The sequence below is a fragment of the Cohnella fermenti genome (assembly GCF_004801405.1).
Classification (GTDB): Bacteria; Bacillota; Bacilli; order Paenibacillales; family Paenibacillaceae; genus Cohnella; species Cohnella fermenti.
Genome location: NZ_SSOB01000066.1, coordinates 25,986 through 41,341 on the forward strand (window position 1 = coordinate 25,986; position 15,356 = coordinate 41,341).

Annotated in this window: 13 protein-coding genes; 2 read left to right on the forward strand and 11 right to left on the reverse strand. The window is 51.2% G+C overall.

Annotated features, from left to right (window positions below; translation table 11 throughout):
- Nucleotides 1-163 precede the first annotated feature (163 nt).
- Nucleotides 164-2,344 (forward strand): MMPL family transporter, encoded by a 2,181-nt coding sequence (locus E6C55_RS31275; protein WP_136373775.1) that lies wholly within the window; start codon nucleotides 164-166, stop codon nucleotides 2,342-2,344.
- A 120-nt stretch (nucleotides 2,345-2,464) separates the two neighbouring features.
- On the opposite strand, the gene E6C55_RS31280 is transcribed toward E6C55_RS31275, so the two are convergent.
- From E6C55_RS31280 to E6C55_RS31325, 10 genes are all read right to left on the reverse strand, one after another.
- Entirely contained in the window at nucleotides 2,465-2,809 is a 345-nt protein-coding gene (locus E6C55_RS31280) for a zinc ribbon domain-containing protein YjdM (protein WP_136373776.1), read from the reverse strand.
- Nucleotides 2,806-3,450 (reverse strand): hypothetical protein, encoded by a 645-nt coding sequence (locus E6C55_RS31285; protein ID WP_136373777.1) that lies wholly within the window; start codon nucleotides 3,448-3,450, stop codon nucleotides 2,806-2,808. The genes E6C55_RS31280 and E6C55_RS31285 overlap by 4 nt, the downstream gene beginning before the upstream one ends.
- Before the next feature lie 901 nt (nucleotides 3,451-4,351).
- Nucleotides 4,352-6,406, reverse strand: coding sequence for a CBM35 domain-containing protein (locus E6C55_RS31290; protein ID WP_230986939.1), 2,055 nt, complete (start codon nucleotides 6,404-6,406; stop codon nucleotides 4,352-4,354).
- Between the two features lie 83 nt (nucleotides 6,407-6,489).
- On the reverse strand, nucleotides 6,490-7,326 hold the full coding sequence (locus E6C55_RS31295; protein WP_136373779.1) for a carbohydrate ABC transporter permease: 837 nt from the start codon (nucleotides 7,324-7,326) through the stop codon (nucleotides 6,490-6,492).
- Complete coding sequence (locus tag E6C55_RS31300; RefSeq protein ID WP_230986940.1) at nucleotides 7,323-8,213, reverse strand: carbohydrate ABC transporter permease; 891 nt, start codon at nucleotides 8,211-8,213, stop codon at nucleotides 7,323-7,325. Before E6C55_RS31300 ends, E6C55_RS31295 begins: the two co-directional genes overlap by 4 nt.
- A gap of 103 nt (nucleotides 8,214-8,316) precedes the next feature.
- On the reverse strand, nucleotides 8,317-9,621 hold the full coding sequence (locus E6C55_RS31305; RefSeq protein WP_136373781.1) for an ABC transporter substrate-binding protein: 1,305 nt from the start codon (nucleotides 9,619-9,621) through the stop codon (nucleotides 8,317-8,319).
- A gap of 115 nt (nucleotides 9,622-9,736) precedes the next feature.
- Complete coding sequence (locus E6C55_RS31310) at nucleotides 9,737-11,275, reverse strand: response regulator (RefSeq protein ID WP_136373782.1); 1,539 nt, start codon at nucleotides 11,273-11,275, stop codon at nucleotides 9,737-9,739.
- Nucleotides 11,275-13,053, reverse strand: a complete 1,779-nt coding sequence (locus E6C55_RS31315; protein WP_136373783.1) for a sensor histidine kinase — start codon at nucleotides 13,051-13,053, stop codon at nucleotides 11,275-11,277. Before E6C55_RS31315 ends, E6C55_RS31310 begins: the two co-directional genes overlap by 1 nt.
- Nucleotides 13,054-13,235: 182 nt before the next feature.
- On the reverse strand, nucleotides 13,236-13,757 hold the full coding sequence (locus tag E6C55_RS31320) for an SDR family NAD(P)-dependent oxidoreductase (RefSeq protein WP_136373784.1): 522 nt from the start codon (nucleotides 13,755-13,757) through the stop codon (nucleotides 13,236-13,238).
- A gap of 45 nt (nucleotides 13,758-13,802) precedes the next feature.
- Complete coding sequence (locus E6C55_RS31325) at nucleotides 13,803-14,642, reverse strand: fibronectin type III-like domain-contianing protein (RefSeq protein WP_136373785.1); 840 nt, start codon at nucleotides 14,640-14,642, stop codon at nucleotides 13,803-13,805.
- On the opposite strand from E6C55_RS31325, the gene E6C55_RS35275 reads away from it, so the two are divergent.
- Entirely contained in the window at nucleotides 14,625-14,822 is a 198-nt protein-coding gene (locus E6C55_RS35275; RefSeq protein WP_136373786.1) for a helix-turn-helix transcriptional regulator, read from the forward strand. The genes E6C55_RS31325 and E6C55_RS35275 overlap by 18 nt on opposite strands.
- A 137-nt stretch (nucleotides 14,823-14,959) precedes the next feature.
- Here the strand turns inward: E6C55_RS35275 and E6C55_RS31335 are convergent, their stop codons facing one another.
- Nucleotides 14,960-15,253 carry a hypothetical protein gene (locus E6C55_RS31335; RefSeq protein WP_136373787.1) on the reverse strand — a complete coding sequence of 98 codons (294 nt, stop codon included), beginning with the start codon at nucleotides 15,251-15,253 and terminating at the stop codon, nucleotides 14,960-14,962.
- Between the last annotated feature and the right edge of the window lie 103 nt (nucleotides 15,254-15,356).

The following is a 15,356-nucleotide window of genomic DNA, read 5'->3' on the forward strand; positions in this document are numbered from 1 at the left end:
TAGTCGAGCTACGAGAAGGATGTCCCGCAACGGAAGCCGCTATCCCGGTCTGCTGCCCTCTTCTGCCCGAAAGGGCATGCCCTTTCGGACGATTTCAAATCCTTGTTGATAAGGTACCATTATGTCATGTCGTTACGGAGCAGACAAAACGGAGGGAACGATTATGGCAAAATGGTTGTACAATCTTGGGAAATGGTCATTTCGCAGGAAAAAAACGGCACTAACGATTACCATTGCCGCGCTGGTTATTGCAATAGCAGCCGGAATCGGAATGGGCTCCAAATTCAGCGGCGATATGAGTATCCCCGGCACCAAATCGGAACAGGCTCAGAACGTATTGGCTGAAGCCTTCGGAACCTCATCCGACGGAGGCGGCACCATTACTTTGATTTACAAGGCTCCGGACGGGGAGACGCTGGAGTCGGAAGCCGTCAAAGAGATTGTTCAAGCAACGGAGCAAGAAGTCGCCAAGGATGAGGAAGTCGCCTCCATTACGACCGTTTACGATGCCAACTCGATCAGTCCGGATAAACGAATCGGTTATTCCACTGTTACTTATAAAGTTGCGGCGGATGAGGTTGCGCAGGACTCGATCGAGCATGTTGAGGCAGCCATAAAGACAGCTAACGATAAAGGAGTACAGACCGAGCTCGGAGGTACGGTAGCCTTGTCAGAGCTGGAAATCGGAGGAATCTCCGAAGTTGTCGGGGTTGCCGTAGCCTTCTTGATCCTTGTTCTAACTTTCGGTTCGTTCGTGGCGGCCGGGCTGCCCATTCTAACAGCGGTTATTGGTCTTGCGATCGGCATGATGCTGATCTTCGTCGGTTCGCACTATACGTCGATCCCTTCCTTCTCTTTGTCGCTTGCCTCCATGCTGGGGTTGGCCGTCGGAATCGACTACGGTCTGTTCATTATTTCCCGATTCAGACACAATCTGAGTGACGGAATGGAGCGTGCGGAAGCCGCAGCCATGTCCAATGCAACAGCGGGAAGCGCGGTCATCTTCGCAGGACTTACCGTCATCATCGCTTTGCTCGGCTTGACCGTGACCGGAATCCCATTCTTGGGAGCAATGGGCATCTCCGCAGCCGTTACCGTGTTCGCAGCCGTCATTGTCTCTCTGGTAAGTATTCCTGCACTTCTGGGTGCAACGACGAAAGTATTCGCCCCAAAAACAGGAAAGTCCAAAAACGATACTCGTTCCGTGAGCCCTCAAGACGGAGAATCGAATCGATGGGGACGCTTCGTTACCAAGTATCCTTTGCCTGTCCTGATTGCTTGCGTGCTTCTATTGGGCTTGGTTAGCTTGCCCGCCCTTCACCTTCACACCGGACTTCCGAACAATGGGACCAAGTCGACCGACACAACGGAACGTCGAGGGTATGATCTTCTGTCGGAAGGCTTCGGCGCCGGCTTCAACGGCCCCCTTATCCTCGTAGCCAAAGCGGATTCGAGTGTAGCTGATCCGGCTGCAGCCATTGACATTGCAACAAGCGGCTTATCCGAATTATCCAATGTTGCCAGCGTTACGCCTCCACAGTTGAATGCATCCGGAGACACGGCTATTTTAACTCTGCTGCCAGGCACAGACCCTTTGGATACCCAAACGAGTGATTTGGTCAAAGAAATTCGTCAACAAGCTGCAAGCATACAAGAAGAGACTCATGTCGAGCTGATGGTCACCGGCGCTACGGCGGTCGACATCGACATCTCTGACATGCTGAACCAAGCTTTGCCCAAATTCGCCGGATTGATCGCAGGGCTTGCCTTCATTCTGCTCGCCATCGTCTTCCGCTCGATTCTGATTCCGATCAAGGCGGTGGTTGGATACTTGTTGACGTTGACAGCCACGCTTGGGTTCATTGTATTCGTCATCCAGGACGGGAACATGGCGAGCTTCTTCGGAATACCGGAACCTGCTCCGGTCTTGAACTTCCTCCCGGTCCTGGTTGCAGGCATTCTGTTCGGCTTGGCGATGGACTACGAAGTATTCCTGGTAAGTGCGATGCGCGAGAAGTACTCCCATAGCAAGCAACCCAAGAAGTCGATTCTGTATGGGTTGAGAACAAACGGGAAAGTGGTATTTGCGGCCGGCCTCATTATGGTTTCCGTGTTCGCCAGCTTTATTTTCGCGGAGGATTCGATCATCAAATCGATGGGACTTGCTCTGGCCGTCGGCATTCTCTTCGATGCCTTTATTGTCCGCCTGACGCTCGTTCCGGCTATTATGACCCTTCTGGGCAAGTCGGCATGGTATTTCCCTCGATGGCTTGATCGCATCCTGCCGAAGATCGATATCGAAGGTGAAGCGTTTCAGCATGACAAGCGAACACATCTTCATTAATGTCCTGAAACTTCTCCCATATAAGTAGGAGGACTGCATCGTGCAATCCTCCTCGTGTGTCCAATATCAATTGTTCAGTGATCTTGCCGATCCGGCTCTTCCCCCTTCATCATCTCTTGCCTATACTTTTTTTACGAATTCGGATTTTAATTTCATGGCTCCAAAACCATCGATCTTGCAATCAATATCATGATCACCCTCGACAAGGCGAATATTCTTTACTTTTGTGCCTATTTTTAAAACAGATGAGCTTCCTTTAACTTTAAGATCTTTGATTATGGACACGGTATCTCCGTCGCTTAATACATTCCCATTAGAATCCTTGATAATCTTATTTGCTTCATTCTTCTCGGCTTCCGATTCTGTCGACCACTCATGACTGCATTCCGGGCAAATAAATAATTTTCTGTCTTCATACGTATACTCCGAGTTGCATTGAGGGCAATTGGGAAAATGCACGGTCATTTATTCTCTCCTTCGATTCGATTGAGATGATAGTCACGCAGCGCTTTTTGAAAATTATGAAAACGACTGGACAAAACTTGGAGTTCTCTTTCGATTTTAATTTGCTTTTTAGGATCATTTTTGCAATGATTCAATCGATCAATGTTTTTATCTATTTTCTCTCGGAGTGTTAAGATGAATCCTATTGCAATTTGTTCTGATGCCAGTTCTCGCAGGTCGGTCGCAAGGGCTTCACTTAGATTCCGAATTCTGTTCATTTGCAACGGCTTCTCCACGAAAAAAACCTCCGGCGTGAAATCTTCGCGGAAGTCTTGACCTGGAACTTGTCTCCAGAAATCGTCCCATTCCTTCAGCAGTCTTGTTGCATATAGCAGGTATTTTAGAAATCCGCACAACCATGCCGTACAACTTGTATTGCGGTTTGCACATCCAATTCCATCCACAAGGTGGCGACAACCACTACAACAGGAACCCCCATTTAGGATACATACCTTGCAAATTAAATCGGAGCCGACCTCATTCAAAGCATCGACCCCAATCTTGATAACCGTTTGTCTGCTCATATTCGTTATTCGGGAGGTTGATTCGTAAATGGACTGTGAAATGGGCTGTGATTGGTCGTTAGAATTAAAGCTTGGCATTCACCCTCCACCTTTAACGTATAAAAATCAAATATTCAAATGTTTGAATATAAAAGCATTATAATGCAGATGCATCCAAATAACAATCAATGGATAGATCCCCCCCCCCCCCGGCTTATTCCTCTATCCACAAGCATTTAATTGTCCGTTCATAATTGCCAATCGGGTAGTCGGCTACTCATTAGTTGAGTAGCCGACTCCGGGTAGAAGGGCCACCCAACTGGTGGCCCGAACCCCCACAGAACCCGGCGTGCGGATTTCCCGAGCCAGGCTCTTCAGAAATAGATTCACGTAAGCGCTTCTTGGCTCCCCGACTCCTGTCTGGCACATGGATTCCTTCTCGGCACTTCTCTTACACCAGTTCCGGGCTTCGCGCACAGTCCCTGCCTTTTGAGTCAGGGCTTGCATCGACAACTTCGTGCCGATTCACTCGCCTTTGCGGCTTTTCCTGCGAGCTTATTCACTAATATCCCTTCTTCTGACTTCTCACCATCCATAGCTGCGACTTGGCCGTCACGGCCTTGTTCGCAGGTTACCGCTATGCGGGAACGATGAGATCTCCTTGGGGCACGTCACCGGCTTTCCCCCGAATCCAATCCTCCTAACCTACAAGATCAGTGGTGGTATTGGACATCCCCTTTTTGTGCAGGGTTATCCGATCTCGTTGACCAACTTGGTTTAGCCGCCTGCTCCGGGGTTTGCCTTCAAGCCCTCCGCACGCATCCTCGCGGACTACGCACTGCCTGTCAGCTATGCACTCCGCCACCTCGCGGTATGCTCGAGACTTCCACTCCTTAGTCGGCGCGCTGCCAAACGCACGCAAAAGCAGCCCCAACTTAGAGGGCTGCTTCTTAACCTAGGTCCGATATTAATAACCCTTTACGGCTTGATCGACATTGCGTTAATTTATCGTAATGTTGTCAAGCTCGGCGAACCCGATGCTTCCTTTGGCCAGCCGGATAATGTTGTCTCCTGCCGTCAGACCCACGCTTACGTTCACGGATCCGAATTGCCCCCAGCCCGCCGTAGGCGTGTAGGTTACCGTAGTCGTCGACCCGCCGTTAACATTCAGCGAGTGCGTCGAATTGGCGCCTGTGCCGTTCGCGTAGCGGATCGTCATCGTGTAGGTCTTTGTCGTCGGTACTTTTACATAAAAATCAACGTAACTGTCGGAGAAATCAATCTGCGCAACGTATTTGCCGCCGGATGCGCTAGCACTAGACGAGATGTTGGAATGGCTGACAGCCGCGTATTCCGCTTCGTATACGTTTGTTGCCTGACCGAACGGCGTGATATAAATCCGGTAGCCGTCATTGCTATTCACTCCGGTTATCGGCACTGTGATCTGATTGCCCGCGATCGTGTAATCGGCTTCGAACAACGTGTTCGTCGTGTTGACGGCCATGCTTCGATTGACGAACGGCGTCGATTCCACTCGCACATGCACTTTGCTGCCGTTCGTTCCGAAGAAGGACGGGAAGTTCTGGATGACCGCGTTGACGGTGCCGTCCGTTACGCCGCCGAACAGAACGCTGGCGTATTGTCTCAACGAGTCCACGTTGGCGAAGCCATCAAGCCCGGTCATATCGTACACGTTTGGCGGCGTAACGGAGACCATATTGCCCGTCATGTCTCCGTACCACTTGTAGAACCACCAACCGCCGTTTCGCTGCGCGGAGCTGGACAACAAGCTCCCCAACCTGCCGGGGTTTGGCACGTCCCAATAGCTTTGCATGGCGGTGTCGATCTGCAGCCTTTCGAACTTTGCGATCAGAGGAGCCACCTTGCCAGGCTTGCCTTCGTCGCTGAGCCAGCCCGCTCCGCTGTATTCGTTGATCGATATCGGCTCGGGCGTAATGCCGAGAGACGATTCGATCGCCCGGTAATCTTCGAATGTCGACGTAATATTCTCGCCGCTGAGAATATGCCAGCCGCCGATATCCGGAAGCGTGTTATGCACTTTCTGATACGTCAAGAATTCCACCATGAAATTGTGGCTGTATCCGGCCAGCGAAGGACCGATCACTTTAGCCGTCGAGTCGAGCTGCTTCAGCTTGGTGTATGATTGGCTGAAAAACTCCGAAAAGGTCAGGTTGCCCGACGTATTCGAAGATGCATAACCGCTGCTGTAAGTGGTCGAATGGTTGACGGTGCCGTTTTCCGCCTCGTATCTGGCCGGATTGCCGCCCGCAATATCGATCAAATCGAGCTCGGCGTATCCGGTCGAGCCTTTGGCGAGTCTGATCGTGTTGCTGCCTGCATTCAAGTTGACGTTTACGGTCACCGTACTCGCGCTTCCCGTATTCAGCCAACCGTCGGTTCTCGGATACGCAACCGTCGTCGCGCCGCCACCGTTAACGGTCAAGTTCTGCGTCGAGGAAGCGCTCGTGCCGTTGGCGTAACGGATCGTCATGGCATAAGCTTTGGTCGTCGGCACACTGACGGTAAACTGCACATAGCTGTCGCTGTAATCGATGCCCCCCACATATTGGCCTTTCCACGTGCCGTTCGGCTCGTTCCATACCTCGTAGCCGTAGATGTTCGTCAGACCGGCCGACTTCACCGCATTGACTGTCGTCGTCAGCTTGTTGAACCAATCATTCAGATTCGAATAATTGTACCAGCCGGTAAACCAGTCCGCCAACCGAATGGACACCTGGCTGCCCGTTCCCGCCAGCTTCTGAGCAACCGGAACCGCGGCTCCCCATGGCTGCTGATAGCCGGCGACCGCCGGATTGTTGAACGCTTTGGCATGAAGCGGAATGATCAGGCTGTTATCCGGCTGGTTCTCGATGACGCCGTATAACGAGCCGCCCGCCGCATGCGTTACAGGCCTGATTACGCTGGACAAATCGACCGTCAGGCTGGTCGCCGCATAAGCCGGAGTAACCGATACCGTACTGCTCAACAGCGCAATGAGACCGGCAAACAGCATCGCTTTCTTGCCTTTCTTCACGTTCTTTCCTCCCATATTAGTAGATTAAAATCAAAAAAATCCGTTCTTTGTGTCAAACGTTAAGCATCACCCCCTTTTTCGTGTCATCCTTTGACCGCCCCGTTGGTCAAACCGCTCACGATATACCGCTGAACAAAAATAAAAATCAGCACAACAGGAATGATGCTGACGGTTCCGAACGCCATCGTATTATTCCACGAAGTGCTCTGAAAGCCGAGAAACGTATAGATGCCCGAAGTGATAGGGCGCATGCTTTCCTTGCTGATGAACGTCATCCCATAGATGAGATCGCCCCATGCGAACAAGAAGGAGAACACCATTGCGACGGCAACACCGGGCAGGGCAAGCGGCAGCATGATGCGCAGGAAGGTCCGGATCGCGCCGCAGCCATCGATTGTCGCGGACTCTTCCAGCTCTTTGGGCAATCCGGCAAAATACGTGCGCAGCGTAACGACAGAGAACGGAATCCCGATTGTCGCATTCGCGAGAATGGTGCTCCAATAATTCGGCCCGATCAATCCCATATGTTTGAATTGAATGAACAGAGGCGTAAGAATCAACGACGAAGGCAGCATTTGCGTTACAAGAAACAGAAGCAGAAGCATGCTCTTACCCGGAATCCTGAATCGACCGAGTCCGTAAGAGGCCGGGATCGCCAGAAGCGTTGCGATCGCAAGCGAACCGAACGCAATGATAGCGCTATTGCGAAATCCGTTCAGGATGTTGTAGGAAGAACCCGTCAATTGCTCGGTATAGGATTCAAAATAAAAGGAGTGGGGAACCCAAGTGACAGGCGATCGGAATATTTCCCCTTCGGGCTTGAGCGAAGTAATAATCATCCAATAGAGTGGAAACAGGAAAGCCGCCGTTACGACGATTCCAATCAAGGAGAGCAGCCAAGACGGACAGCGGCGTCTCATAACCCGCTCCTCTCTTCTTTCCTGACCATGCGCAAATAGATAACGCCCACGAATAGAAGAATCAGGAACATAATATTGGCGGCTGCGGCGCCATGACTGAATTTGAACAATTCGAAAGATAATTTGTAAGCGTAAGTGGACATCATTTGCGTGGCGTTTACCGGACCTCCGTGCGTTGCGATGAGCACAAGCTCGAACACTTTGAAGGTATAGATGAAGCCTAAAACAAGCAGCGAATAGATTGCGGGCCTAAGCAAAGGCAATGTGATCCGAAAAAAACGATTGCAGGCGTTGGCTCCGTCTATCGACGCGCTCTCGTAAATGTCCTTGGGAATGGTCATGAGACCGGTCGTCAGCAGCATCATATTGAAGGGAATCCCGATCCAGGTGTTCGCGATAATCAACGTGATCATGGCCGGAATCGGCGCAATGAGCCAATCGATCTGGTCCCTTATTAAGTGCAGGCGGGAAAGCACGTCATTGACGATATTTCCGGCGCCGAACATGAATTTGTACATCATAGCCGTTATGGTAGCCGGCAGCAGCCAACTGATCATGACCAAGCCGCGAAGACGCTGCGCGAGCCGGAACGGCCTGTTGAACAACATGGCGAACGCCAGTCCGATGATGAATTGCAGAACGATACAGGCTACGGTGTAAATCAAGGTATTAAAGATCGAAGTGACAAGAACGCTTTCTGCGAACAGATCTTTGTAATTGACGAAGCCGACGAACGGCTGCTCTCCATGCGATACATTCATGACACTCACATCGAGAAATCCGAGACGAAGGTTATCAATGATGGGATAGGCGACGAAAAACAACATATAAAGCAGAGCGGGCAGAACAAGCAAATAACCCGTCATTTTTTGGCGTCTGTTCAGCAAGGGTCCACCACCTGTCGATTCTTGATCCATTGCTTCGTATAAGGGGCCGGATGCTTCCCGGCCTTCTTATACGAAGCCTTGCAACAAAACATGGCGAAGTTCATTATTTGCCCAGAATTTTATCGATCTTGGTTTGCGCTTCTTTGGCGTTATCCTCCGCCGCGCTGCTTCCCAGAATGGACTTCACGAGCGCTTCTGACAGCGCGTTGGAGATTTCCGGCCATTTGGGATGAGGACCGCGAGGCAACGCGTAATTCATGTTGTCCGCGAATACTTTGAGCTGCGGGTTATCGGACCAATAAGGGTCCGCCGCGACGTCTTTACGGGCTGGGAAATAGCCGAAGCCTTGTGCGAACGATTTGAGCACTTCCGGCGATTCAACGTACATGGCGAACGAAACGGCTTCGTCCACGTTTCTGCCGTTTACAATACTCAGGTTCTCACCGCCGAGAACGGAGGCGAATGTTTGATCCTTCGGCACAAGCGCAATGCCGTATTTCAAGTCGGGAGCGTTCGTCGCGAGCTCCGGCAATTGCCACGGACCGTTGATCATCATCGCGATTTTGCCCGCGGCGAATTGCTTCATGACGTCCGCTTGCGTCCAGTTGATTACATCTTTGCTCATTGAGCCGTCTTTGGCCAGGTCGGCCAGATAGCCGTACGCTTTAATTCCTTCCGGTCCTCCGACCTTGTCGAAGGCGGCTCCGGCGGAGAGCAGCCAGGGAAGGAACTGGAAGGTCCCTTCTTCGTTGCCGGGCGCGGCGATACCGATGCCGGTTACTCCATCTTTCGTTAGCGCTTTCGCGGCTGCACGCAACTCGTCCCACGTCGTCGGAGGCTGCACATTGGCATCCGCAAGCATCTTCTCGTTGTAGAACAAAGCGAGGTTGTTGCTGCCCAGAGGGATGGCATATTGCTTGCCGTCCAGAATCGTCGACGACCAAGGACCGGGGAAGAACTGGTCTTTATCGGGCCATGCGGCGATTTTGTCGGTAATGTCCGCGAACAATCCCATGGCGGCATAAGCTGCGGTATCCGGATTGTCGATAACGACGATGTCCGGCAGATCCTCGGCGGCAAGTCCAACGGAAAGGCGTTTCTTGAAGTCCGCGAACGGGATGAATACCGGTTCGATCTCCACGTTCGGATGCAGCTTCGTATAACCGTCCGTCAAAACTTTGATTTTGTCGAAACGTTCTTTGCCTTCGAAATAAAACCACATTGTCAGCTTTTTCTTGTCCGCTTCCGTCTCCGAGGACGCCGATTCGGACGGAGATGACGATTCCGGGGCGACCGCCGATGGAGAAGCGGGCGGAGAAGCGTTCTCTTTATTCTCGCCGGAACCGCATCCGACAAGGCTAAGGATCATAAATACCGCAAGCATCAGGCCGACTACAGACTTCTTCATTCGTTTACCCCCAAAAGATGGATTGTCGTTGCATCTTAAGATTACACAAATGAAAACGCTTCGAAAATTGCAATATCCTCTGAAAAGTGGAGATTCTTCATGTGACTTCCACCGTTCATCGGTCGTTTAATTTCTGGAATTCTCCCGGCGTCATGCCGGTTGCTTCCTTGAATACGCGAGAGAAGTATTTGGGATCCGGATAGCCGGCCTTCTGCGCGATTTCAAATGTTCTGAGTTCGCTGCCGAGCAGCAGCTCCTTTGCCTTTCTCAGCCTAATATCTCTGATGTACTCGGAGAACCGCCGACCCACATCTCTTGTGAATTGCCCGCTTAAATAAGCCGTCGTTACGCGAAGATGGTCCGCGATTTCATCCAAAGTAATGCCTTCCGCATAGCGTTCCTGGATCATTCGAACCGCTTTCTGAATGAGCAGACTGTAGACAGGTTGGCCTTCCGGGCTATTCATACTTGCCAAAGCCGAAGCAATCTCATCCATCGCTCTCCCGAATTGCCGGATCGTTCGAATCTCGCGGAGGGAGCGCTGCCATTCGCTCTGCAACGGCTCCGGCAGCATGTAGCCGTGAATGTCTCCAGCCAGCCTGAGCATGTAGGAAACAAATCGGATGCTATATTCGATCGTCAGAACGGGACCGTACTTCATATCCTTGAAGGCATGCACCCAGTTTTGAAACTGCCTTTCGATTTCCTGCTTGTTCGCGTTCACGATCGCCCTTAAACAGTTGCTCTCCAGCAGAGCGGGATAAGGAAGCTCTCTCTTCGTCAATCGCTCGGGATCCTCGCGCCGGATTGCCCTCCTGTTCCCCAGGATCATCGACCATTTAGCCAACTCAAGCAGTTCCTCGATTGCCTTCTTCAGCTCGGACAGTCGGGATACATCGCCAAGGCAGCACTCGACGACGAACCCGGCTTTGGCAATCTCGGGAAGGAGACGCTCATCCGCGAACTTCGCCGGATCGAAGTCCGCATCCGCCGCTTGAACGATGGAGACTACGATGCTGCGGGATGCCATATCATAAACAAGGCCGATCCCGACGGACCTCCAACTCGATTTCAGCAGCTCTCTCAAGATAGACGGCTGTTTGTCGTTGCTACCGTCGTAGCAGCAAATTGCAATGCAGAACGGAATCTCGTCTCTGAAGCCGAACTTGGCCCTTATAAGGGCCTCCTGACGCTCGGCCTCTTCCCTCGAACAATCCATTAATCTCAGGAAAAGCGAATCAAGGCTGCCCGGTTCATCCGATCCTTCCGGAACGAGAGGGAGCTGCCTCAATTCTTGCTCCACCTTGTCCAGCGCTTCTTGCAGATCGGGCACGGTAATCGGCTTCTCCAAATAATCGCTGACACTCATCTTCAACGCTTTGTGAGCGTATTCGAACTCGGAATAGCCGGTAAGAATAATCATCTTGTGCCGGAGTCCTTTATTCTTCAGAGTGCCGAGCATCTCCAGTCCGGACATTCCGGGCATCTTGATATCGGTAATAACCAGATCCGGCTTGGTTCGATCGATGACATCGATCCCGTCCAGCCCATTATCCGCTTCTCCGACGACTTCGTACCTTGAGCCTAATTTACCGATGATTCGGACCAATCCTTCTCTTGCATTGTGCTCGTCTTCCACCACGACGATCCTCATCACGCCTGTTCCCCCTCGTCAATAGGCAGGACGATCGTAACGACCGTTCCTTGGCCCGGTCCGCTTTGAATATCAAGCTCTCCCCTGTTTCCGTAATAGCTATGAAGCCGGTCGGCAACAATGCGGATGCCAAGACCGCTTCCGGCAGCTTCCGCCCCCTTCGGGCGTCCGGAGAGAAGCTCCTGCCTCCTCTCCTCCGACATCCCAGCACCGTTGTCTTCGATGCGCACCATCAGCAGTTGATTATCCCGTTTCCTCGCGGAGATACGGAGCACCCCTCCGCTTTTCACCCCGTTGAATCCATGAATGATCGCATTCTCGATGAAAGGCTGCAGCATCAGCTTATACACCTGGCAATGATAAAGCTGCTCCGGGCACTCCACCTCGCAACGGAAGGAAGAACGAAACCGGTGCTGCTGCAAAAAGACGTAAGAATTCATCCAGCGGAGCTCTTCCCGGAGCGAGACGCGTTTGTTGCTATTCTTGACACTGTACCGAAGAATCTGCGCCAGTTCCTTCAGCATTTGACTGATCTGATAGTCTTCCTTCTCGATGGCCATCCAGTTGATGGAGTCCAGCGTATTGTAAAGAAAATGCGGGTTGAATTGCGCCTCCAAAGCCCGAATTTCGGCTTCGTTTTGCTTTTCTCCAGCACGCTTGGTTTCAACCATAAGCTCATTGACTTTTTGCATCATTTTGTTAAACCCAAGCGCAATGATCGACAAATCGTCGTGCGTTCGGGCTTCCACTTGCACGTCGAGCGTCCCGAGTTGCGCAGTCCTCATCGCTTTCAGAATTCTGCGGATAGAACGGGTTAGCCTTCCGGAGAAATAATAGATCAGAATAAATGACAGAATCGCCGCCGACAAACCGGAATACAGATTGAGACGCTGCATCGCATAGATTTCTTTGAACAGTTGGTTCTGGTCGATCATATTGTTGATTCTCAGATTGCTAGCCGAGTTGAAATACGTATTGCGGATGGTCGAGCGACCCATGACAGCGGTTACATTTAATCCGATTTGACTTTTGTCCGGCGAGGAGACAATGGTGTCGCTTGCGTCCGTCAAGAAATTGCGATTGTTCAGACGGGACGTGTCCGAAGCGCCTCCCGCGTCCAAGTTGATCGCTTGAGCAAGAACAGATTCATAGACCGTAATAATCGCGACTCCGATCCCGTCCAGACTGGCTCCGTTCAAATCGCTTAACTTGATAGCCATATGGAACACGTATTTCTCCTTATTGTTGATCGTATCGATTTTCATCGGCGGCGTCAGGACAGCTCCTCCTTTTTTGGCAATCGATTCCCTATAAATAGGAAGCTGATTCAGATCCTTGACATTAGACCACAAATTGTCATAGGGAGACCCCGTTTGTTGGTCATATGCAATAAGCGTATTGTTCGAAGTAAATATGGCTATGCTCCGTATACCGACTTTGGCGTAGGAGTACCGCGACAAAATGTTGATCAGCTTGCGCCGGCTGAATTCCAGACTGCCCGTCTGCGGATCATTGATTTCTTTTACAAGATTCATCACGTTGTCGTCGGTGAAAATTTGGAAAAGCAAATCTTCATATGCATGCAGGGAAGTGTCCAGGTTTTTGGACGTTTGCAGCAAGTTCACACGAACCAGATCGTTCATATTGGTCTTCATAGCCACTGTCGATACGTAATAGGACAGCATCTGAACGGCCAACATCGGAAGCAAGCCGACAAGCAAGAAAGAGACGATTAATTTATTTCGCAAGCTGATTCCTCTTTTGGGCGGCATGTCCATGGGAAATTCTCCTTCTTCTTTGGCATCTTAGCTTAATAATAATACTTAAGCACGACCTTGAAAGCGCTCATAAGGTGGATTTTTATAATAAAAGTGGAAAATCATCATGCGGTAAAATAAAACAAGAGGCACCTGTCAGGGCAGCCTCTTGCTTCAACCTTTCATTATTTGCAATTACAGGGTCAAACCGCCATCTCCGCCAGTTCGGTCGGATCGGCGAAGCGCCCTATCCGCATGTTCGGGAACTCCTCCGGAACATAACCGGACTCCTGCATCATGGCGGGAACCTCCTGCGTAAGCGCCGTATCGACGCCGCCCGGACAGATCGCGTTCACACGCACGCCTTTCTTGACGTATTCGATCGCCGCCGCTTTCGTGACGTTCAGGATGCGATCGAATTCGGAGATGTCCAGGTTCTCCAACAGCGTGAACTTCTGCAGCACGCCGGCATTGTTGAAGAAAGCATCAATTCGACCATAGGTGTCCATGGCCGCTTTGACGTAACGTTCGACACCCGCTTCCTTCGAGACGTCGGCTTGCACGAAGAGACCTTCGCCGCCTTGCTCGCGGATGAGGCGGAGCGTTTCTTCACCCGTCGCCGCGTTGAAGTCGACGGCCACAACCTTGAAGCCGGTTTCGGACAGCCTGAGGGAAGCTGCGCGGCCAATGGCGCTTCCGGCTCCCGTGACGACAGCAACCTGCACACCGACGCCGGCAGTCGATATCGGGCTCTCCGATGCCGGGCTTGCTTAAGTCGGGATTACTTCGCTTCCAGCGCCTCCCCAATCCGCGAGCAGCGCTGCCAGCGTGTCCGCCGGGATGCCTGCTTGCGGAAGAGCGCCCAGTTGAGTCAGCGTGAAGCCCTTCGCCATCTCGATCATCGGGTTGGTCGAGATGCCCGGCAGATTCTTCTCCAGCATGGCCTTCGTCATTTCGTTGGCGAGCAGGTCGCCGATTTTGGACTCTCCGTTAAATGTCATGCTTGTTCCCTCCGTTAGTTTGGAATTCGCCTGAACGGCAGCATTCAATTGCTGCAACAGCCCGGTGAGATGCTCTTCGGTCAGTACACCTCCCGTGAATGGAAGCAGCGCGCGAAGCGGCATGTAGCGCATCATCGCCATCATCATGTCCGCGCTCACGGCATCCGATTCGGGTGCGGACGAAGGCGCCATGCTCTGAAGCTGCGCAAGAATCGGCACGGTGGCCGGGTTGCTCATGAGCTCTCCCAGCGTCGTGTTGCGATGGTAACATGGCACGATCTCGGTCGTCGAGGTCACTTTAAGCGACGTTGTCAACCGGATATCGCGAGACGAGCTGCCGATGCCGATCTCGAACTCCCCGGTCTCGACGCGCCAATCCTTGAGCTCGACATCGTAGAACGCGAAGCTTCGTTCATTCAGCTCGAAGCGGACGGTCTTCGTCTCGCCGGGCTGAAGCTCGACCTTGGCAAAGCCTTTTAGCTCCTTCTCCGGACGAATGACGGACGACTCGACATCCTTCACATAGAGCTGCACAACCTCTTGCCCGACACGCCCTCCCGTATTGGTTACCTGGACACTTGCAAGACCCGTATGGAACGAGCGGCTCATCTTCTTAGAGATACAGAGCTTAAGATCGCGGAGATCAGCGGTCAGCTCGGCTTCCTGGCTCCGCCGCACTTCATCAAAATCTTCAAAAGCATCATGGGTGTACTCCTCAGGAGTTTCGTAATAAGTAATGAACAGGACCAGGCTCATTCGCGCGATGGTCTGATCCTGATGTTGGGTTAATAACCTTCTCGTTATTGATCAACTCACTGTCACGAACATTTATTAATACGTGTTCGAAATGTGTATATACATGTAAATTATCGATTAAAATAAAGACTTTCTCCTGATTCTCCAGAATATACACATGTATATAAATCCTATTCTAATAAATTATTTATCAGTCCCTTTATTTTAGTGATTCTATTTAACGCTAAGTCACCAAGTGTTGCAGCCCATATATAACCGGACTCATTTGGACTGTTTTCTTTAAATTGTTCAGTCCTATTACGCATTGATAAAATAACATTTTCAAAAGAATCCAACTCATTAATTAATTCAGTCGGTATGAGATTATTTCTGCTAATTCCAGTTATTAACCTATCGATATTAAACTCATCAAGGTCTATTAATTCGGTATTTATATCTTCACTGGACAGTGAAAAGTTCTCCAAAGAAAAATAACCCAATCTAGCGATTTTACGGTATCCTTAAGGTCTCACTCTAAAAGGATAAAATCGCTGAAAGGGTTATAGACTGTAGTCTACCCGATTTCCG

Excerpts from the sequence above, each read along its gene's own strand:
- E6C55_RS31275 (WP_136373775.1), top strand. The coding sequence starts at position 164 with ATGGCAAAATGGTTGTACAATCTTGGGAAATGGTCATTTCGCAGGAAA.
- E6C55_RS31280 (WP_136373776.1), bottom strand. The coding sequence starts at position 2,809 with ATGACCGTGCATTTTCCCAATTGCCCTCAATGCAACTCGGAGTATACG.
- E6C55_RS31285 (WP_136373777.1), bottom strand. The coding sequence starts at position 3,450 with ATGCCAAGCTTTAATTCTAACGACCAATCACAGCCCATTTCACAGTCC.
- E6C55_RS31295 (WP_136373779.1), bottom strand. The coding sequence starts at position 7,326 with ATGAGACGCCGCTGTCCGTCTTGGCTGCTCTCCTTGATTGGAATCGTC.
- E6C55_RS31305 (WP_136373781.1), bottom strand. The coding sequence starts at position 9,621 with ATGAAGAAGTCTGTAGTCGGCCTGATGCTTGCGGTATTTATGATCCTT.
- E6C55_RS31310 (WP_136373782.1), bottom strand. The coding sequence starts at position 11,275 with ATGAGGATCGTCGTGGTGGAAGACGAGCACAATGCAAGAGAAGGATTG.
- E6C55_RS31315 (WP_136373783.1), bottom strand. The coding sequence starts at position 13,053 with ATGGACATGCCGCCCAAAAGAGGAATCAGCTTGCGAAATAAATTAATC.
- E6C55_RS35275 (WP_136373786.1), top strand. The coding sequence starts at position 14,625 with ATGGAACGAGCGGCTCATCTTCTTAGAGATACAGAGCTTAAGATCGCG.
- E6C55_RS31325 (WP_136373785.1), bottom strand. The coding sequence starts at position 14,642 with ATGAGCCGCTCGTTCCATACGGGTCTTGCAAGTGTCCAGGTAACCAAT.